We start from the raw sequence: 19744 nt of genomic DNA, 5'->3' as shown, positions 1-19744 counted from the left end.
TGGGTTAGCCACTAGCTGTAGAGTATGGATTATAAGGTTAGCCGATTTATAGCGCTATATCTAGTTAATTTAACGATAGATTTCTTACTAACATGATTGGCTGTATTGGGTTACGATTCCAAGCAATGGCTTCAATACCTCCGTTGTTCTATTCCGATTAACTGCCCAATCGAAAAGCCATCTCAATGGGTAACTCTAACTGCTCGTTAGTCATCAAACGCTTCGATATGCACCATATTCACTTTGCTGCTGAATCAACTTAGCCACTAGACCAGTCCAGCCCGTTTGATGGCTGGCTCCGATGCCTGCACCGTTATCACCATGGAAATATTCATGGAAAAGAATATAGTTCTGCCAGTGGGGGTCTTGCTGAAAAGTCGATAAGCCACCGTAAACAGGCCGACTACCCTCAGAATCTGGGAGAAAAATACGAGTTAGTCGTTGGGAAAGCACTGCTGCCACTTCCCACAGATTCATCCAGTGCCCTGAGCCAGTAGGACATTCAATTTTGAAGTCATCACCTAAGTAGTGATGGAATTTTTGGAGCGACTCGATCAGCAAATAGTTCACCGGAAACCAGATGGGACCACGCCAGTTGGAATTGCCGCCAAATAAGCCACTGCTGGATTCTGCCGGTTCGTAATTTACGCAAAACTCTTCGCCATCAGCGTTGAAACAGTAAGGATGCTCGGCATGGTAGCGCGATAGGGCACGAATGCCGTAGGGGCTGAGAAACTCGTTTTCATCTAGCAGTTTGGCAAGGATGCGACGCAATTTGTCAGTTGGTTCAACTTTTCCTAGGGTGGCATAGCAGAGAGCTAACATACGACAAGCACCCACGCCTGCCGTTTCCATACAGGCGACATTCTTTTTTAGCTCAGTACGATTGTTGATAAACCACTCCAGCCGTTCTTTGAATCCAGGTACCTGTTTTAATAAATCGGGCTCCAGAGTCATGACTGCAAAGAGGGGAATCAGACCCACCATTGACCGGACCTTGAGACGCTGTCGGTCGCCGTTGGGAAAGTGCAGCACATCGTAGAAAAAGCCGTCTTCGTCATCCCAGAGCTGAGTACGCTCCTGGCCGATATGGTTCATGGCATCGGCGATGTAAAGAAAATGCTCAAAGAACTTGGTGGCCATGTCTTCATAGACTGGGTTTTCTTTGGCTAGCTCTAGGGCAATGGTGAGCATATTCAAGCAGTACATGGCCATCCAGCTGGTGCCATCAGACTGCTCTAAATGTCCGCCAGTGGGCAGGTCAGAACTGCGATCAAAAACGCCGATATTGTCTAACCCCAGGAAGCCACCTTCAAAGACATTATTGCCTTCGGAGTCTTTGCGATTAACCCACCAGGTGAAGTTGAGGAGGAGCTTTTGAAAAACACGTTCTAGAAAGGTGCGATCGCACACCCCTTTCACCTTCTGCTCAATCTTATAAACCCGCCACGTTGCCCAGGCATGCACCGGTGGGTTCACATCCCCAAATGCCCACTCATAGGCCGGAATCTGACCATTGGGATGCATGTACCACTCCCTCGTCATGATATCCAACTGATACTTGGCAAACTCCGGATCTACCATAGCCAGGGGAATGCAGTGGAACGCCGTATCCCATGCCGCGAACCAGGGATACTCCCACTTATCGGGCATGGAGATAATATCTTGAGCATCAAGATGAATCCATTCCCGATTGCGCTGGCGACCTTCTGGCGGTTTCAGCGTCGTCGGATCGCCCTGAAGCCAGCGATTGACATCAAACTCAAAGTACTGCTTAGTCCACAAAAGGCCAGCAAACGCCTGACGCTGAACCGCTCTCTCCTCATCCGGCATCGGAAACGGAGAAACTTTGCGATAAAAGTCGTCTGCATCCTGTTGTCGAGCAGCCAGAGTAGTGGCAAAAGATTCGCCAAAAGGAGTTGCAAGTTGCGGTTGGTCACTCAGTCTCAGACAAATAACCTGACTCTCTCCAGGTGCCACGGTCAATACATAGAGTGCCGCAGCCTTAGTCCCCATCAGATCAGGATTTACAGCAGCTGACTCACCCTGAATCACATAGCGATGAAAAGCATCTTTGACATAGGGAGTAGCATTGGTAGCACCAAAAACCGCCTGGTAGTTAGTCTCATTTTCCGTGAACAAAATCGGAGATTTTTGTACCAAATTCTTACTCTGACAGTAGAGCCAGCGATTGCCCAAACCCGAATGAACAGCTTCTAGAATGCTAAAACCTGATTGAGTGTCAGCTAGTTTAAGACTGGGTTTGTCTGCATGTTCTTTCCAGCTCCAGGTGTTACGAAACCAGAGAGTGGGCAATACGGTCAGAGTTTTAGTCTCAGGTCCTCGGTTTGTAACGGTAATTTGAATCAGAATGTCTTCGGGTGCGGCCTTGGCATATTCGATAAAGACATCGAAGTAGCGATTTTCGTCAAAGACGCCTGTGTCTAGAAGTTCGTATTCCAAGGCAGTGCGATCGCGCCGCTGATTCTCCGTCACCAGCTCGTCATAAGGGTAGGCCGATTGCGGATACTTATAGAGCGCCTTCATATAAGAATGCGTCGGCGTACTATCCAGATAAAAGTAATACTCCTTTACATCCTCACCATGGTTCCCCTGGTTACCCGTTAGACCAAAGAGCCGCTCTTTTAGTACTGGGTCTTCTCCATTCCACAGCGCCAGCGCAAAACAAAGTCGCTGTTTTTCATCAGAAATCCCCAACAACCCATCCTCACCCCAGCGATAAGCCCGTTTGTGGGATTGAGCATGGGAAAAATAATCCCAGGCTTCACCGGTCGCGCTGTAATCTTCACGAACAGTACCCCATTGACGCTCGCTCAGGTAAGGTCCCCAGAATTTCCAAGCATCTGGCTGAGTCTGTAAGCGAGCGTGTTCAGCAGTCATGGTAGGACAACAATAGGGGCGTGAAATAGCTTATCGCTCACCAAAATGAGACGACGATGAGCCGACCTTACCTCACCACTCCCCCAGCTTTCTATGCAATGTAAAGCAATATAAATGTCGATATCGACAAATTATCAAGGTCGCTCAAGCCACATTGGAGCAAGGCTTTCTAGCTACTCAACGAATAGCTAACACCCCAAAACTCAGGCTAAAAACAGTGTGTTTAAGTTGGGCTACCCGAAATTGAAAAACAAGTGATGTATCTTTCAATACATTTCAAATCAATAAAAGTTAGTGATGAACTGCTGGAGATTGATCCCTGGATTGAATGTTTGACCTTCAGACCAGTCAGATTAAGTACTCCTGAGAATTAGCTATTGTAAATCGTCCCTGAGGAGGACACCTATATGCTTACTTATGCAAACCCAACCACTGTTTATCGCGCTGTTCCTCCCAAAGATTCTCGCCCTCAGCAGCGATCTCAACTCGTGGCCCATTGGACTCGGGTTAATGGCACGCTAGTCTGCCAGTGGGTTCCCATCCATTTATCCCAAGAACAATAGTCTCGTAGGTGCATCCACCAGGGATGCCCTATCTCTTGTGGATGCGCCGCTTACCGCAACAACAACAACCCTCCAGTAATCGACGCCGACGTCAGAAAAATAAACCGCAAAAATTTATTGCCCTTTTTGATCCCCAAACTGGCCCCACAGTAGCTGCCCAGCAAAGCACCACCGACTAGACCGGGAGCCAACGACCACACCGTATTCCCAAGAAATACGTGAGCCCCAGCCCCAACCATATTCCAAAAAATGCCATTGGCCGATAGGGTCATCGCCGTAGCATGCAGCTGGTCATACCGGAAAAACAATAAATAAAGATAGGTGGTAAAAATACCCGCCCCTGCCGTAATCCAGCCACTGTAAAAGGCCATGGGAAGCAGCATCAACGATGCCAGCAGCCATAGCTTGGGGGACATTTGTCGGGGTTGATGTTCTAAATGATCGGTTTTACGCAAAAAGGCAACAGCGACCATGGTCAAAATCACACCCCCCAGGATCGGTCGCATGGTTTCACTGGATAGCTGTCCGGCGAATCGAGTGCCCAGGATGACAAAAGGCACGCCTGCCAGCCCAGTCCACCAAAACATTTGCCAATCGATTAGCCCAGCTTTGGTATAACGATAGCCACTGCCCAAGCCAATAAAACCAACGGCCAACTTATGACAAGCCAGAGCATTGACAAAGGGTAATCCTAGTAGCAGCAGGATAGGCAGCAAAATTAACCCAGCTCCTCCACCCGCCAGGCTAGAGAAAAAACAGGCAATAAACGACGCGAGAAAACTTACACCGACAAATCCGGGGCTGATGTCAGGGATTGCATCCATAAATGGGCAAAAGGATGAGCAAAAGCAATGTACTCAATCTAGAAAGAATTTACACCAGCCACTCACCTATTCGCGGCCTCGATATAAGTGAAGCTGCCGCCTCATTGCTGGAGTCCGCTCAGCCGCCGATAGGGGCAAAAACTGGCAAGGTCGCTGGATAGCTTGGTACAGAATGTCTTCGTAGACTTCACTTTCGACGATGTATGCGCCAAAACGGGCAAGGTGAGGATTCATCATTTGGGCGTCGAAGAGCAGAAAGTTTTGCGATCGCAGCCATTCCACCAGCTTTACCATCGCCACCTTCGAACCATCGGGGATCGTAAAAAACATTGACTCGCCGATAAACGCTCCCCCCAGCACAATGCCCAAAATAGCGCCTGCCAGCTGATCCCCCTGCCAGGCTTCAAAGCTATGGGCATGGCCCGCCCGGTGCAGCATGCGATAGATCGCCTTAAGTTCATCGGAGATCCAGGTCGTTTCTCGATTGGCACAGCCCTCGACTACCGCATCAAAATCCCGGTTAAACGCAATCTCAAACCGATTTTGGTTAAGCACCCGACGTAGCGACTTCGGATAACGAAAGCGGTCATCTAATGGAATTAGTGCGCGTTTACGGCTGGAATACCAGTTGAGTGTTTGGTAATCGCTATCGGCCATTAAAAAATAGCCCTGGGCATAGCATTGCAAAATGTGGGGAATCGAGTAAGCCATAGCAGCTGCGACAAGGGGACTCGCCCGTTACATTCTTCAAACCCTTCTCCTACCGTAGCCTAAAAAAACTTACCCTAAAAGAATCTAAAACTGAAAAAGTACAGATTTCACTGCTGCATTCGATATGACTGAACCGATTCAATCCGTTACCTTGCCGCCCTCTAAAAATCCACAGCAGGAAGGCGAATGGCTATGTGCATCGCTTCAGCAGTGGCTAGACACCGAGTTTTTACCAGAAGCTGTCAATCAGGACATTGCCCAGCGAGCCTCTCAGGTTTTTGTCCGCCAGCGCATGGAAGGGGAAAATGAGCTGATTCCGCTGGTGATGGCAATTTTGACAGAGATGCAATCGTTTGATTTTTCCAAAAGTTTCTATAGCGAATTTGCCATTGCGAACGCCGTCGGAGATTTGTTGCTAGACAGTCTGGGGATTGATCGCTGCTGCGGCAGTTAGGCACTGGAAGAGTCTAGTTGTGAGTTAATGACGGCACGTTAATCTTTGGCCAGCCTTGTAAGCTGTCTAACGATAGCTTTGCACTCATTACCCATACCCCACAATCCCTATGCTCTGGTTAATGCTCGCCAGCGGTACTGCTCTTTGCGAGGCCCTGAAAGATGCCACTGGCAAACAAGCCTTAAAGTCTTTGGATGAATATTCCGTCTTGCTGGGATTTACCTCGGTTGGAGCCTTGATTATGGGCTTGTTGATGCTGGCTACGGAAGGATTACCCACCCTGGGACCAGACTTTGGACTAGCACTGCTGATTGGGGGTGGCTTAAATATTTTGGCGTTTACGCTCTATACCCGAGCAATTAAGATTGCCGATCTATCCCTAACAGTACCGTTGGTCACATTAACCCCATTGTTTCTGCTAGTGACCTCCCCGCTCATTGTGCAGGAATGGCCAACGGAACTGGATGCTATCGGGGTAATCTTGCTGATTATTGGTTCCTACGTATTGAACCTCAAACCCAGGGATGGATTTACCCTGGCTCCACTGCGAGCTATGGCTGTCAATTCAGGCAGCCGGATGATGATCGGTGTGGCTTTCTTGTGGAGCATCACGTCAAATTTTGACAAAGTCGGCACTCTAAATTCGTCTTCGTTGTTTTGGGGAATGTCGCTATTTGGCACGATTGCTGTTGGTATGGTGCCATTTGTAGCCCAGCGGGCATGGCAGCAGGGGGCTGGATGTGTGTTAGGGGAGTTGCGATCGCAAGCCCGATTTATCAGCCTCGCTGGTTTATTTAATTCAGTCGGCGTCACGCTACAGTTTATTGCTTTAACCATGGCTCCAGTCGCTCAGGTAATCGCCGTCAAACGCATGAGCGCCTTAATTTCCGTTGGATTTGGCTATCTTGTATTTGGCGAAAAAGGACTCAAAGAACGCCTACTGGGTGCAGCCATTATGGTGAGTGGGGTAGCCATCATGGCGATGGATTAAACAGGTGTTAGCTACTTAGACATCCCGTCCATCTTCTCCCTAAAGCCTCCCATAAACACGCATACCCAAAGAACGCTAAGTACAAACACTCGATGACTTCAATGTTGCGATAGAATAGAGTTTATATAAATTTAAGTGTCTGTGCTGGAGACTCCCGATGCTGACTCTAAAGATCGTTGTATATCTGACTGTTGCCTTTTTCGTAGGTCTGTTTATCTTCGGCTTCCTCAATGGTGACCCTGCTCGGAATCCTGGTCGTCAAGATATGGAATAATTTCTGCTAAACGCTAGTTCCGAAAGAGTTCCAATTAATTTTGATTAAACTCCTTGGCTAGCCCAGCTAAGGAGTTTTTAATGCCATTCAGTGCCTATCTGAGGGGCTATTTCGACGCTTGTGTTCATGAGGGTTAGCATGATGCTGACCATTGGCCGTTTTTAACACTATCCATGGCCCCAATCGATTTACCTCCTGAACCTCTCCTAAATCAGTTATCAACGGTCTCTATCAGCACAGTTGCTCCCAAACTCAAGCCAGATAGTGGAGCACAGCACCTTCTTACCAGTCATTCTCCATCCCTGGGTCGAGTCACCCATAGTATTATTCCGGCTTTTTCTTCTCCTAGAAGTCTGCTGCCTGCTGAGCAACTGTCAGAGCCAGCGTCTGACGATTTTTCAACGCCTAATCTGACTCAATTACCAACGCTACCGCCAGAAGTTGAGTCAGGTCCGGAGCTACCTAGCATTGATCATGAGACTTTAGATGCAGTTGATGGAGTGCTAGATACAGACATTATTCAGAATCTTGAGCCAGCCGAGATCGAAGATGCGATTGAACCATCATTAGCTCCCAGCGACATAGATACAGAGGCCGTAGATCTTGAAAATGTCGAACAGCTGAACCTAGAAGAGAGCGATTTAGATACCATCGATTTCGATGAGCAAGCTCCGAACGATTTCGAGATAGACGCAGACACTACAGACGCTGAAGCTGAAGCCCAAGAAGATCCTGCCGTAGCTCCTGAAGAGTCAGAGCCGCCTTCTCCATCCGCTGAAACCTCGGAACCAGCTGATGGCATGCCTGCGATAGAGGCAACAGAGGCTTCAGAACCTTTAGACCTTTCCAAGCTAGAAATCACAGCTGATACTCAAATTTTCAACTCTGAGCGACAGGTCGTCATTGCCCGAGGCAATGCGGTATTTCAGCTAAACAATGCCTTGCTGCTAGCTGATGAACTATGGGTGAATTTGGTTAACCGCTATGTTTTAGCAGAGGGCAATGTCATTCTTACTCGTGGCGAACAAGAAGTGCGAGGGGAGCGGGCTGAATATAGCCTGCTTCAGGAAGCAGGCACCATCTTTGAAACTCGCGGAGAACTATTTTTACCCGATCTCGAAGACGACTTTGCCTCTCCCACTGAGGGTATCGTTACTAGTCAGACAGTATTCGACCCGCTTAATCCAGATCGAGAGGTGACGGACGTGACAAGAGCTGGCGGATTTGAACTCAGCTCTCGTCTCGAGGGTCCCACGTCAGGCTCGTTGCCTCAAAGCGAAGGTGGCATTAGACGTCTACGGTTTGAAGCAGCCAGAGTCACGTTTGATGCTGAGACCTGGGTAGCAGAAGACGTCAGGTTAACTAATGACCCGTTTTCTCCCCCCGAGCTAGAATTTCGCACCGACCGGATGACGTTAGTGACGTTATCCCCTACGGCCGATTTGCTCACGACAGAAAGGCCGCGACTGGTATTCGACCAAGGATTATCACTCCCGATTTTGAAGTCACGCTATGTGCTTAATCGTGGAGCCGCTGAGTCCAATCAAATTAATCCTTTTTTGGTAAATATTGGGAGCGACTCTCAAGATCGTGGCGGTGTATTTCTGGAAAGTCAGTTTTCAGTCATCGAGAATGAATCTACTAACTTAACGATTACTCCCCAGTACTTTTTAGAGCGTGCTTCTAATCAGGGGTTCACCGATCCAGAGGTCTTCGGATTCGAACTCGACTTCAATACGCGTTTGTCCAGTAGATCGCAGCTCTCTGCTCGCACCACATTAACAGGTCTAGATTTTGATCAGCTCGAAGATAACCTGCGGGGCAATATTCGTAATCGCTACCTGATCGGAAACCATCGTTTAACCACAGAGTATAGTTATCGCGATCGCTTCTTTAACGGCACTCTAGGTTTTCAGAATGTACGTTCCAGCATCGGCTCAGTTATCGAGTCCCCAACGATTAACTTAGATGGCCGTGGTCTGCTTTTGACCTATCAAGCAGGTGGGCAGCTGATAACTGCTAGAACTGACCGAACTGATCTTCTCGGTAGACCACGACGTGGTGGGGATGAGGATTTGCTCACATTAGGTCGTATGCAGGCTAGCGCACGCTTGCGAAAAAGCTTCAGCCTGTGGAGGGGTGCCCCCTTACCGGCTACCCAAAATGAAGGATTACGCTATAGCCCAGTTCCATTAGTTCCTTTCTTACGGCTCAGCGCTAGTCTACTGGGTGTCGGCTCGTACTACACAAGCGGCGATTTTCAAGAAGAAATCTCTGGAGATATCCGCATTGATGGTCAAGTCGGCCATCTATCCAAAGATTTTTTTGACTATACCCGATTTAATCTTGGCTACTCTCAAGATATTCTATCTAGCGATAGCTCTCCCTTTTTGTTCGATCGCAATGTAGACCGTCGCGTTGTTAGCTTTGGTATCCTTCAGCAAATTTTTGGGCCTATTTTGCTGGGCTTTCAAACATCAATCAACATTAATACTGCAGAGGAAATAAATACTGACATTATTTTCCAGTACAGTCGCCGCACCTATGGTCTAGTGTTGCGCTACAGCCCTACTCGCGAGACAGGCTCTGTCGGTTTTAGACTCAGCGACTTTAACTGGGTTGGGACTGGCAGCCCCTTTGATGAACGTAATATTCGGCGAGTAGAAAGTGGTGTCGTAGAACAGCGCTAAGATCTCAGCTGCTCCAACCTGTATAAAGCCAGCACAGCCGCGTAATATTCTTCAAAGCTGAGGTGAATACTAATAGAGGTTAGATAAACTTGTGAATATTACTTCCCAAACGTATTAGGAAATTGTCAACTGGGCAATGAATAGATTAGTAGCTAATAGTTTGGGCTAAGGGTTAAGTAGTGATGGTGTCATCAGAATTAGGACGAGAAGCACAACAGGCTATTACTCTAATCAAGTCCTTTAGCCTGGAATTAGAGCAGTATAGTCCTGAAAGCCAGGTCTTATATTGGCTCCATCAATATCGTGCTCCCTGGATTCGAGATGCCATTATTGAGGCTGTTTATCAGGGACGCTACAAAATTATTTCTGTCGAGCATATCCTCGCAATATGGCAGCGACGGGGACAGCCGGTTTGCCACTTTACCTCTGGTTTTGAGCAAGTAATTTCTGCTCAGCTTGGAACTCAGCTGCGCTTGTCTACATCGATGATGACTCAGATGCCTCAACCCGCTAGAGACATTGAAAAATTAGACACTCGGGACATTTCGCTATCGCTGATATCCCAAGATGAACTACCGCCCCCAACAAACATAGAATTTGCTGACTCTACTATGGGCTATGGTGATTTGTCTGGGTTATCGATCAAAGCTTTTCCGGTCAAGGCTGAAGACACTTTAGTAGAGGTTTATCAAGCCAGCACATCTCGCAGGGAGTCAGCCGATAAATCCAGTCATCCCGTAAATGCATCCAGTAACAGAGATAAAAATGCAAAGAATACTTCGGGACACGTTTATCTGACTGAGTCGTCTCCCATACAGCCATTTCAACCAACACTGCGAAGCAAACGCCTGGCTAGGCACTAACATCTCCTAAGCGAATTTCTGAACAAAAAGACGCCATGGTTTGGCCTTCTTTGTCGCTTAGAACATGGGTGCGCATCCGGAGCTTATCGGTAATAAACCACCATCTTTCTTCAGCACGCAGACCATTAGCATCAGTCGTGATTGTCAGTACATCGTTTTCAAATCGATACTGACTGAGCTGCGATATGGGTTGGCCCTCGGGCTGACTGAGGAGTTTGCCACTTTTGTCATCGGTTGCGATCGCAACCAACAATGTCGACTGGTTTCGCGTCTTACCACCGATGATGGTACTTTTTTGCACAATCCGCAGACCTCCTACAGCATCTGCAGCTGGCCAGTGAGCTTCACCACAGAGACGCACAACAGTATCGTCATTTTCATCAAAATAGGTAATCTCTAAATCCGATTTCCCCGCCTTAGAGCCACCTGTTTTTAAGTAGTGCGTGGTGCGTTGAGAAAACCACCGCCCTCCTTGCTTTTTAAAAAAGTTCACATTCTGCATGAATAGGTCTGAATAAAATGACACATGGGGCCACAATTCGTTATCTGCCTTTAAGTTTACGCTGTGACGGTCACGTCAAAATCATCAGTTCATTGGCCAAAACCTACACAAGTCAAACGTCTCCAGGTATTGAGGTTAATTCGCAATGATAAGCTAACAAATGCGAATTAAAAACCTTTTTAGTCTGTGGTGAGATTTCAATGACCCAACCCGATCAAACGCCCTACTTGTTGAGAGCCGCCAAGGGCGAAATCTTGGATCGACCACCGGTCTGGATGATGCGTCAGGCAGGTCGATATATGAAGATATATCGCGATCTACGGGAAAAGTATCCATCCTTCCGTGAGCGCTCTGAAAATGCAGACCTTGCTATTGAGATTTCACTACAGCCTTGGCGCGCGTTTCGCCCCGATGGCGTCATCATGTTTTCCGACATTTTGACCCCGCTGCCAGGCATGGGCATTCCCTTTGACATTGTGGAAAGCAAAGGTCCCATCATTGAACCCGCCATTCGTACTCAAGCGCAGATTGATGCCCTGCGTCCGCTAAATCCCGAGGAAGATTTGCCCTTCATCCGTAAGATTCTGACCACCCTGCGTCAAGAGGTTGGCAACGAATCTACAGTGCTAGGTTTTGTCGGATCTCCTTGGACATTGGCTGCCTATGCCATTGAGGGTAAGAGCTCTAAGAACTACTCTGTGATCAAGGGCATGGCATTTTCTGAGCCCAAGATGCTACATCAGCTTTTGAGCCACCTGGCAGACGGCATTGCCACCTATGTGCGCTACCAAATTGACTGTGGCGCTCAAGTGGTGCAGCTGTTTGACTCTTGGGCTGGCCAGCTTAGCCCTGAAGACTATCGCACTTTTGCCCTGCCCTATCAGCAACAGGTGGTACGGCAGGTTAAAGAAACGCATCCAGATACGCCACTGATTCTTTATATCAGCGGTAGTGCTGGTGTTTTGGAACTGATGGGAGAGTCTGGTGTGGATATCATCAGTGTCGACTGGACTGTTGACATGGCTGATGCTCGTCGTCGTTTGGGTCCCAACATGAAGGTCCAGGGTAATGTTGATCCAGGTGTTCTGTTTGGGTCGAAGGACTTTATTCGAGATCGCATCCTCGACACCGTCCGTAAAGCCGGTCGGGGTGGACACATTTTGAATCTAGGCCACGGTATCCTGCCTGGTACCCCCGAAGAAAACGCAGCGCATTTCTTTGAAACCGCTAAACAGCTTGAAGAGCTAATGGCGGTCCCAGCCTAAAGCTCGCTCCACGGATAAAGAGATCGTAAATCTGCAGTCCATAGCTAACCAAGCATGGGCTGCAAATTTATATAATTCATTCAGCGAGGCGTCACACCAGCTGTCATAACTGTTACGCAAAGTAATAGTATGGATACTTAAATATCGCGTATCGCGCTCGATTAAACCGTGAGTCAACTGGTACAAGCCATCCCATCGTCACCGCAGAGAATTTTTATTACTGGTGCCAGTGGCTGTATTGGCCATTATGTCCTTGAAAGCCTAATTCAAAACAGCGAGCACGAACTTTTCCTGCTGTTGCGCAACCCTGACAAACTACAGCTAGACGTCACCAATCAATCCAGAGTTCATATCCTGCAAGGCGATATCCGCGAAATAGAGCAATTCTCTGATCTGCTAGGCACAATAGATACCGCCATCCTCATCGCCACATCTTGGGGAGGCGCACCCGCAATTTATGACATCAATGTCACGGCTAACTTAAAGCTAATGACCCTGCTCGATCCAGATCGAATTCGTCAGGTACTTTACTTTTCAACAGCCAGCATTTTAGACCGCCAAAACCAACCCCTCCGAGAAGCAGGTCAAGTATCCTTCGACTATATTCGCAGCAAATATCAGTGCCATCAAAAGCTCAAAGATTTAGCAATTTTCCCAAACATCACCACCCTCTTCCCTACCCTCGTTTTTGGTGGTGATACCAACAAACCCTATTCCCATATATCCAGCGGGTTGACGGAAGTTACCAAATGGATCGACCTAATTCGATTTTTCAGTGCTGACGGCACCCTGCACTTTATTCACGCCAAAGATGTTGCTACGGTTGTCACTTACCTAGTAGACCATAGTCCCCAAGCAGGCGATTCCAGGGAACTGGTATTAGGCAATTCGGCCCTGGCAGTGGACGATGCCGTTGCTGCCGTCAGTCATTATCTTGGCCGCTCCATTTACTTTCAAATTCCCCTTTCTCAAAGCCTGATTGACTTTTTTATCAAGCTCTTTAAGGTGCGCATGGAGGATTGGGATCGTTTTTGTTTAAAGTATCGTCACTTTACTTATCAAAATCCCCTGACCCCTGCCAGTTTCGGCATCGACAACTACTGCACCACAGTGGCCGATCTTTTTCAAGCAACGGGGATTGAATCAAAGCAAAGAAAAACACGCTAAACTGTGTAACGCGGCAAAGGCCCATAGTACTAGTACTATTTAAGTCAACTTTTGACTGGCCCCTGACTGCCCCAGTTCAAGAATGATTGTGTCGGAAGTGGGACCTTAAGGCCCACTTTTTATTTTGTTTAATTTACTACGTGTCCATGGCTCATCCTGTTATTCCACAGGTCCTTGAAATAGCTACCCCCATCGCCACTGACTTGGGGTTGGAGGTGGTGGGCGCAGTTTTTCAAACCAACCATACCCCACCGGTTTTACGCGTTGACGTTCGTAACCTCACACAAGAAGATACCAGTCTCAATGATTGCGAACGGATGAGCATTGCATTAGGTGAAGCCCTAGAAATCTCTAACACTCTGCCAGATGCATATGTTCTAGAAGTTTCCAGCCCTGGAGTTTCTAATCAGCTCCAGACCGAGCGCGACTTTATCGTTTTCAAGGGGTTTGCCATTGAAGTCACGCTGCATACTCCCCATAAAGGCAAAAAGGTATGGGTAGGTACATTGTTAGAACGAACAGACAACAAACTCGCCATTAGTCAACGAGGTCGGCGTGTTGCCTTACCCAATGAGCTAATAGAAACGGTCCAGCTAAGCAATCAAGTTGAAGCATAGCCATGGATCAATACGCTGATAACCGCCACGCCAGAATACCAGGTCTAAATCAGCATCATTCTTAACTTTTATGCGCATCAAAGTCTATTTGTCTAAGGAGAAGAGAGCCCATGTCCATGGTTAGTCTGCCAAGCCTACAAGAAATGATCGAGGGCATTAGCCGCGAGCGGAATCTACCGCGTTCCGCCGTAGAACAAGCCTTGCGCGAGGCTCTTCTCAAAGGGTACGAGCGTTATCGCCGTACTCGCCGCATGGATAGTGCTCAATTTGATGAAGACTATTTCGATAATTTTTCAATCGAGTTAGATCCTGAAGAAGAAGGCTTTAGAGTCTTATCTAGCAAGATGATTGTCGAGGCAGTTGAAAACCCCGATCATCAAATTTCTTTGGCGGAAGTGGTCGAAGTTGCGCCAGAGGCCCAGGTTGGCGACGAAGTCGTCCTCGACGTTACGCCAGAGCAACGGGATTTTGGTCGGATGGCCGCCATTCAAACCAAACAGGTGTTAGCTCAAAAACTGCGCGATCAGCAGCGGCGTCTGATTCAGGAAGAATTTCAAGATCTAGAAGGCACTATCCTACAAGCGCGAGTTCTGCGGTTTGAACGTCAGTCCGTGATTATGGCCGTTAGCAGCGGCGTGGGCCAACCTGACGTAGAGGCGGAGTTGCTTAAGCGCGATCAGCTACCGAATGATAACTATCGAGCTAATGCTACATTCCGCGTCGCTCTAAAGAAAGTTTCAGAGGGTTCCCATCGTGGCCCCCAGCTTCTGGTCTCTCGGGCCGATGCTAGCCTTGTGGTCGAGCTATTCTCTAATGAAGTCCCCGAAATCGAGGACGAGGTGGTGCGTATCGTTGCCGTCGCACGGGAAGCTAATCCGCCATCGCGCTCAGTTGGTCCAAGAACCAAGATTGCCGTAGACACTCTGGAACGGGACGTTGATCCTGTAGGGGCCTGTATTGGTGCAAGAGGGTCTCGCATCCAGGTAGTTGTCAATGAACTGCGGGGTGAAAAAATAGATGTTATCCGCTGGTCTCCGGATCCGGCGACTTATATTGCCAATGCCCTCAGCCCCGCCCGCGTCGATGAGGTTCGTCTGATGAATCCTGAGGATCGTCAGGCACACGTTTTAGTCCCCGATGATCAGCTCAGTTTAGCTATCGGTAAGGAAGGACAGAATGTTCGTCTCGCGGCACGTCTGACTGGTTGGAAAATCGATATCAAAGATTCAGCCAAGTATGACTATGAGGCTGAAGATGAAAAAGTACGGGCTCAGCTAGAAGCAAAACGTAAGCAGGAAGAGGAAGCGGCGGCAGCTCTAGCAGCTCAGATGGAAGCTATTAAAGCGGCGAACCTGGCAGCGGCGGCGCAAAGGGCAGCTGAAGAAGCCGCTGCTGCTGAGGAAGAGGAAACAGCAGCGATCGCAACTGAAGTACCTGCATATGAGGAGGAATAGGGCGTTATTGTGCCAATCAACCACCGACGTTGCATTAGTTGCCGTAAGGTAGTTCATCGCAGCCAGCTGCTGAGAGTTGTCCGCACTCACCCAACAGGTACGGTTCAGTTCAACAAAGGTAGCGGGCGATCGGCCTATCTCTGTCCTCAGTTGGATTGCTTAAATTTAGCTCACAAAAAAAACAGACTGGGTCGGGCGCTCAGAATAGCTATTCCCGAGGAAGTTTACGAAGAACTGTATAAACAGATTCAGGGATAACCGAACCACCCAAAGACGTTTTTTAGGGCTGATGCTAAGGTAAAATTTAAGACCTGTGCTGATTTTCGGTCAGAAATCACCGAACCTGTCAGAATATTATTGAGCGAGGATGGGGGTAAGCATCAATTTTATCGATCATAGACTGATCACATTAGTCGCAACAGTCGATAAAATTAGATATTGCCCATATGCCCAAGGGTAAGATGTCATGTCGTTTCGATAAGGGCAGTAAGTCTATGTGACACCTTTTTTGAAAAATTGCGAGGAATATTTGGATGAACAATGGCAAAGTCAGGATATATGAGTTATCTCGGGAGTTAGATTTAGACAATAAAGATATTCTGGCCATCTGTGAACGTTTAGAAATTGCGGTAAAAAGTCATAGTAGTACCATTACTGAATCAGATGCGGAGCGGATACGTGCGGCTGCAGCAGGGACACCAAAGCGATCACTGCAAAAACCGACTCCTAAACCTAAGCAAAAGCCAACACTGACAAAGCCGAAAGCGCCAAATCGCCCTGTTCGCAAGCAGCAGATATTAGAAGTTCGGCGACATCAATCACCGGAGCCACGTCCTCCTGAGAGGAGGGCTGCACAACCTCAGGCTCCTGCACATGCTTCCTCTGACTCTGAGCAACCTTCAGACAACCTCAGGCAGCCACCGAACCGCCCAGGAGGGCCTTCTAAACCGGCGATCAAGCCGCCGCAAAAGCCAGTTCCTCGACCTGCGTCCAGACCAGCTGCTGCCGCATCTGGTCAAAAGCCAGCCGACCAGGACTCTTCGGGTGAATCTACACCACAGCTAATTCAACCTAAGTTGGTATCACCGCCATCGCGTTCACCTGCACCACGGCCGAAGATGGTGAAGCGAGATCGGGGGGATTCAGAAGGTAAGAAGATTCCAGTTACAGAGGTTAGTGCTGGAGAAGTCAAGGCGAAGCCTACTTTACTGAAGGAAAAGCCCAGCTTAAAGCCTAAGCCTGTTGTTGAGGCTCGTCGACCAAAACCCAATGGTTCTGACAGCGGTCAGTTGGATAACGGTGAAGGGGCTGAAGTTGAGGAGAATACAGGACCTGTTTTGGTCGGTGCGCCTCGTCGGCCTGATGTTCGTCGGCCTGCAGCACCAGCACGTCCGCCCAAACGAGGTAAGCCGCGTGGAGAAAGTGAAGAAGAGGAAATGCGGCAGCGCGCAAGCAAGAATGCGACGAAGAAACGCCGCGCCCAGCGTCTGGACGATGACGATGATATCGACGAGCTAGAGGCTGGTTTATCTGGAGATAGCGCTGCAACTCCAATCAGTATTTCGCTAATGCGGCCGCCAAAACCCAAGTCCCATCAGAGTCAGGCCAAACCAGCAACGGTTAAGAGTCGCTCTATGCCCAGTCGGGGTGGGTCGTCACGAAATAATCGGCGCGATCGCAAAGTCGAAGTCGTCGAAGAAAAGCCTGAACTAATTGTGCTCACCAATGGGTTAACCGTACATGAGCTAGCTCAGGAAATTAGAGAACCTGAAACTGAAGTTATCAAGTTCTTATTCTTCAAAGGCATTGCTACCAATATCAACCAGACCTTGGATATTCCCACAGCCAAGATGGTAGCGGAAGCATTTGAGATTGAAGTGGAAACCGCTGAGGCCGAGTCTGAAGCGAAGAAGACCACTGAGATGCTAGACGAAGGTGACCTGGAGAACCTGAAGCAGCGGCCACCTGTGGTCACCATCATGGGCCACGTTGACCACGGTAAAACATCACTACTAGATGCCATCCGTGAAGCCAAGGTTGCCAGCGGTGAAGCAGGTGGTATTACCCAGCATATTGGTGCTTACCATGTTGACGTTGATCACGATGGCGATAGTCGCCAAGTCGTCTTCCTAGATACACCTGGCCACGAAGCATTTACAGCCATGCGAGCTCGCGGTACTCGTGTTACCGACATCGCAGTGTTAGTAGTTGCAGCTGATGACGGCGTCCGTCCTCAGACTATCGAGGCAATTAGCCATGCAAAAGCAGCGCAAGTGCCCATTGTCACAGCCATCAACAAAGTCGATAAGGAAACAGCTAACCCCGACCGCGTTAAGCAAGAACTGATGGAGCAAGGTCTTGTACCTGAAGAATGGGGTGGCGACAGCATCATGGTACCCGTCAGTGCCCTCACTGGTGAGAACCTAGATCTATTGCTGGAAATGCTCTTGCTACAGGCTGAAGTTGAGGATCTCCATGCTAATCCTGACCGACTGGCAAGGGGCACCGTTATTGAGGCCAACCTAGACAAAGCACGGGGCCCAGTTGCAACTTTACTCATACAGAACGGCACCTTGAAGATCGGAGACTCGATGGTGGTCGGATCTGTCTTTGGTAAAGTGAGAGCTATGCTGGATGATCGACTAAACCGGGTCGAAGCAGCATCGCCATCCTTTGCCGTAGAGGTCTTAGGCTTAAACGACGTCCCCCAAGCAGGTGATGAGTTTGAAGTCTTTGAATCCGAGAAAGAAGCGCGTGCCGTTGCTGATAATCGTGCTGCTGACCAGCGTCAGTCAAGGCTACAGCAGGCTATGGCATCCCGTCGGGTTACCTTAAATACCCTCTCAGCCCAAGCCCAAGAAGGTGAACTGAAGGAACTGAACATCTTACTGAAGGCAGATGTTCAAGGGTCTGTCGAAGCTATCTTGGCATCTTTACAGCAGCTGCCTCAAGACGAGGTACAAATCCGAGTGCTGATGGCTGCCCCAGGGGAAATTAGTGAGACTGATGTTGACCTAGCTGCTGCCAGTGGCGCTGTCATCATCGGCTTCAATACAACCCTTGCACCGGGTGCGCAGCAGGCCTCCGATCGACTGGGCGTGGATATTCGCGACTACGACATCATCTATAAGCTCCTTGAAGATATCGAAGGCGCTATGGAAGGTCTGCTTGAGCCTGAATTGGTGGAAGAAGCCTTAGGTGAAGTCGAAGTTCGTGCGGTCTTCCCAGTCCGTAAAGGAGCTGTGGCAGGTTGCTACGTGCTATCTGGCAAGGTGACACGCAACTGTAAGATTCGCGTTATGCGTAATGGCTCTCAGGTATACGAAGGCAATCTAGATTCATTGAAGCGTATGCGCGACGATGTAAAAGAAGTAGCTTCCGGCTTTGAGTGTGGTATCGGTGTTGACAAGTTCAGCAATTGGCAAGAAGGAGATCGGATCGAAGCCTTTAAGATGGTGACGAAACGACGTACTTTAGCAGGTCGTTCTTAATTAAGATCGTGCTAGCAAAACCTATTAGGAAATCTGTTCATGCCCCATAGGTTTTTGCCAAAAAATTGCAACAAAGGGAGAAGCTTTTAAATCGGTCTCCCTTTGTTGTATGAGAGCTAGAAATAACTCAATACAAACCGTGACTATAGGCACAACATCTCCTGGATAGCTGCGTTATGGTAATAACAGAATACACTGCAGTATTTATTAAGTCAGCTTACGCAGGGAAACCTATGGCTAATATATCCTCTAATCTATTTAGCTCTGAAGACACAAATGTGTGGCTAAGCTTACAACGCGCTATCTGTAATAGTGCAGGGTTTCAGCGTTGGAAGTCAGAACTACCCTCTGATATCTTGGACAAAACTCCACTGGAGCACTTAGTCAGACGATATTTGCGCGAAACACTGGAAACTCTTGCCTATTAATCAGGCTTCAATTAACGGTAGTAGAGAGCTTCAAGTTCAACGTTTAATCTCTCTAAGATTAGTTAATTTCATTCAAAAAGTCATCTGAATCATTAGCCATAAAGAGAAGCTATAAAGCTTCCCTTTCTCATTAGAAAATTATTTATAGAAAACACATTTAAAACATTAAGGCCCCCCATCCGAAGATAGAGGGCCTTTCGACTAATCTAGGTTACAAAAAACCAAGACGACTACGCGTTGATGGAAGGAGCAACCATAGCAACAGGAGCAGCTTCACCAGCAGCCAAGTCGAGCGGGAAGTTGTGAGCATTACGCTCATGCATGACTTCCATACCCAGGTTGGCGCGGTTGATCACGTCAGCCCAAGTGCTCACAACACGACCCTGAGAGTCGATGATGGACTGGTTGAAGTTGAATCCATTCAGGTTGAACGCCATCGTGGAGATACCCAGTGCAGTGAACCAGATACCAACAACGGGCCAGGCACCCAAGAAGAAGTGCAAGGAACGGCTGTTGTTGAAGGAGGCGTACTGGAAGATCAAACGACCG

17 protein-coding genes and 1 pseudogene are annotated in these 19744 nt (G+C 48.4%); 13 read left to right on the top strand and 5 right to left on the bottom strand.

What is annotated here, in order from left to right:
• Positions 1-213 precede the first annotated feature (213 nt).
• On the bottom strand, positions 214-2901 hold the full coding sequence (locus N836_RS45870) for an MGH1-like glycoside hydrolase domain-containing protein (protein ID WP_023071393.1): 2688 nt from the start codon (positions 2899-2901) through the stop codon (positions 214-216).
• A 407-nt stretch (positions 2902-3308) separates the two neighbouring features.
• Here N836_RS45870 and N836_RS76385 point away from each other — a divergent pair, with 407 nt between their 5' ends.
• Entirely contained in the window at positions 3309-3464 is a 156-nt protein-coding gene (locus N836_RS76385) for a hypothetical protein (protein WP_023071392.1), read from the top strand.
• Positions 3465-3514: 50 nt separating this feature from the next.
• Here N836_RS76385 and N836_RS45865 read toward each other — a convergent pair whose 3' ends face one another.
• Positions 3515-4288, bottom strand: a complete 774-nt coding sequence (locus tag N836_RS45865) for a sulfite exporter TauE/SafE family protein (protein WP_023071391.1) — start codon at positions 4286-4288, stop codon at positions 3515-3517.
• 66 nt (positions 4289-4354) lie between these two features.
• Positions 4355-4999, bottom strand: coding sequence for a leucyl/phenylalanyl-tRNA--protein transferase (aat, locus tag N836_RS45860; protein WP_023071390.1), 645 nt, complete (start codon positions 4997-4999; stop codon positions 4355-4357).
• A 124-nt stretch (positions 5000-5123) separates the two neighbouring features.
• Between aat and N836_RS45855 the strand changes: the two genes are divergently transcribed.
• The 5 genes from N836_RS45855 (at position 5124) to N836_RS72945 (ending at position 10271) form a co-directional block, all read left to right on the top strand.
• Entirely contained in the window at positions 5124-5453 is a 330-nt protein-coding gene (locus N836_RS45855; protein WP_023071389.1) for a hypothetical protein, read from the top strand.
• 109 nt (positions 5454-5562) lie between these two features.
• On the top strand, positions 5563-6444 hold the full coding sequence (locus tag N836_RS45850; RefSeq protein ID WP_023071388.1) for an EamA family transporter: 882 nt from the start codon (positions 5563-5565) through the stop codon (positions 6442-6444).
• A 157-nt stretch (positions 6445-6601) separates the two neighbouring features.
• On the top strand, positions 6602-6718 hold the full coding sequence (locus tag N836_RS74455) for a photosystem II reaction center protein I (RefSeq protein ID WP_023071387.1): 117 nt from the start codon (positions 6602-6604) through the stop codon (positions 6716-6718).
• A 173-nt stretch (positions 6719-6891) separates the two neighbouring features.
• Positions 6892-9408 carry a DUF3769 domain-containing protein gene (locus N836_RS45845; protein ID WP_023071386.1) on the top strand — a complete coding sequence of 839 codons (2517 nt, stop codon included), beginning with the start codon at positions 6892-6894 and terminating at the stop codon, positions 9406-9408.
• A gap of 182 nt (positions 9409-9590) precedes the next feature.
• Positions 9591-10271, top strand: a complete 681-nt coding sequence (locus N836_RS72945) for a hypothetical protein (protein ID WP_023071385.1) — start codon at positions 9591-9593, stop codon at positions 10269-10271.
• Here N836_RS72945 and N836_RS45840 read toward each other — a convergent pair.
• Entirely contained in the window at positions 10261-10773 is a 513-nt protein-coding gene (locus N836_RS45840; protein WP_023071384.1) for a phycobiliprotein lyase, read from the bottom strand. The genes N836_RS72945 and N836_RS45840 overlap by 11 nt on opposite strands.
• A 200-nt stretch (positions 10774-10973) precedes the next feature.
• On the opposite strand from N836_RS45840, the gene hemE reads away from it, so the two are divergent.
• From hemE to N836_RS45810, 7 genes are all read left to right on the top strand, one after another.
• Positions 10974-12038, top strand: coding sequence for a uroporphyrinogen decarboxylase (gene hemE, locus N836_RS45835; RefSeq protein WP_023071383.1), 1065 nt, complete (start codon positions 10974-10976; stop codon positions 12036-12038).
• A gap of 168 nt (positions 12039-12206) precedes the next feature.
• Positions 12207-13205: an NAD-dependent epimerase/dehydratase family protein gene (locus tag N836_RS45830; RefSeq protein ID WP_023071382.1), complete on the top strand. Its 999-nt coding sequence runs from the start codon at positions 12207-12209 to the stop codon at positions 13203-13205.
• 146 nt (positions 13206-13351) lie between these two features.
• Complete coding sequence (gene rimP / locus N836_RS45825; protein ID WP_023071381.1) at positions 13352-13822, top strand: ribosome maturation factor RimP; 471 nt, start codon at positions 13352-13354, stop codon at positions 13820-13822.
• 110 nt (positions 13823-13932) lie between these two features.
• On the top strand, positions 13933-15276 hold the full coding sequence (nusA, locus tag N836_RS45820; protein WP_023071380.1) for a transcription termination factor NusA: 1344 nt from the start codon (positions 13933-13935) through the stop codon (positions 15274-15276).
• 9 nt (positions 15277-15285) lie between these two features.
• Positions 15286-15534, top strand: coding sequence for a YlxR family protein (locus N836_RS74450; RefSeq protein WP_071789028.1), 249 nt, complete (start codon positions 15286-15288; stop codon positions 15532-15534).
• Between the two features lie 275 nt (positions 15535-15809).
• Positions 15810-18767, top strand: a complete 2958-nt coding sequence (infB, locus tag N836_RS45815) for a translation initiation factor IF-2 (protein WP_023071379.1) — start codon at positions 15810-15812, stop codon at positions 18765-18767.
• A 233-nt stretch (positions 18768-19000) separates the two neighbouring features.
• Positions 19001-19195 carry a hypothetical protein gene (locus N836_RS45810; protein ID WP_023071378.1) on the top strand — a complete coding sequence of 65 codons (195 nt, stop codon included), beginning with the start codon at positions 19001-19003 and terminating at the stop codon, positions 19193-19195.
• Between the two features lie 230 nt (positions 19196-19425).
• Here N836_RS45810 and N836_RS74445 read toward each other — a convergent pair.
• Positions 19426-19744: pseudogene (locus tag N836_RS74445) on the bottom strand (photosystem II q(b) protein); the annotation flags it as partial.

The sequence above is a fragment of the Leptolyngbya sp. Heron Island J genome (assembly GCF_000482245.1).
GTDB lineage: Bacteria > Cyanobacteriota > Cyanobacteriia > Phormidesmidales > Phormidesmidaceae > Leptothoe.
Note: the sequence above shows the minus strand (reverse complement) of the source record. Positions and strands in the feature narration are given on the sequence as shown.

Bases quoted from the DNA above. Each gene is read 5' to 3' on its own strand.
- N836_RS45810 (WP_023071378.1), top strand. From the start codon at position 19,001: ATGGCTAATATATCCTCTAATCTATTTAGCTCTGAAGACACAAATGTG.
- N836_RS45840 (WP_023071384.1), bottom strand. From the start codon at position 10,773: ATGCAGAATGTGAACTTTTTTAAAAAGCAAGGAGGGCGGTGGTTTTCT.
- N836_RS72945 (WP_023071385.1), top strand. From the start codon at position 9,591: ATGGTGTCATCAGAATTAGGACGAGAAGCACAACAGGCTATTACTCTA.
- N836_RS74455 (WP_023071387.1), top strand. From the start codon at position 6,602: ATGCTGACTCTAAAGATCGTTGTATATCTGACTGTTGCCTTTTTCGTA.
- N836_RS45855 (WP_023071389.1), top strand. From the start codon at position 5,124: ATGACTGAACCGATTCAATCCGTTACCTTGCCGCCCTCTAAAAATCCA.
- rimP (WP_023071381.1), top strand. From the start codon at position 13,352: ATGGCTCATCCTGTTATTCCACAGGTCCTTGAAATAGCTACCCCCATC.
- nusA (WP_023071380.1), top strand. From the start codon at position 13,933: ATGTCCATGGTTAGTCTGCCAAGCCTACAAGAAATGATCGAGGGCATT.
- N836_RS76385 (WP_023071392.1), top strand. From the start codon at position 3,309: ATGCTTACTTATGCAAACCCAACCACTGTTTATCGCGCTGTTCCTCCC.
- hemE (WP_023071383.1), top strand. From the start codon at position 10,974: ATGACCCAACCCGATCAAACGCCCTACTTGTTGAGAGCCGCCAAGGGC.
- N836_RS45870 (WP_023071393.1), bottom strand. From the start codon at position 2,901: ATGACTGCTGAACACGCTCGCTTACAGACTCAGCCAGATGCTTGGAAA.
- N836_RS45865 (WP_023071391.1), bottom strand. From the start codon at position 4,288: ATGGATGCAATCCCTGACATCAGCCCCGGATTTGTCGGTGTAAGTTTT.
- N836_RS45850 (WP_023071388.1), top strand. From the start codon at position 5,563: ATGCTCTGGTTAATGCTCGCCAGCGGTACTGCTCTTTGCGAGGCCCTG.
- N836_RS45845 (WP_023071386.1), top strand. From the start codon at position 6,892: ATGGCCCCAATCGATTTACCTCCTGAACCTCTCCTAAATCAGTTATCA.
- aat (WP_023071390.1), bottom strand. From the start codon at position 4,999: ATGGCTTACTCGATTCCCCACATTTTGCAATGCTATGCCCAGGGCTAT.
- infB (WP_023071379.1), top strand. From the start codon at position 15,810: ATGAACAATGGCAAAGTCAGGATATATGAGTTATCTCGGGAGTTAGAT.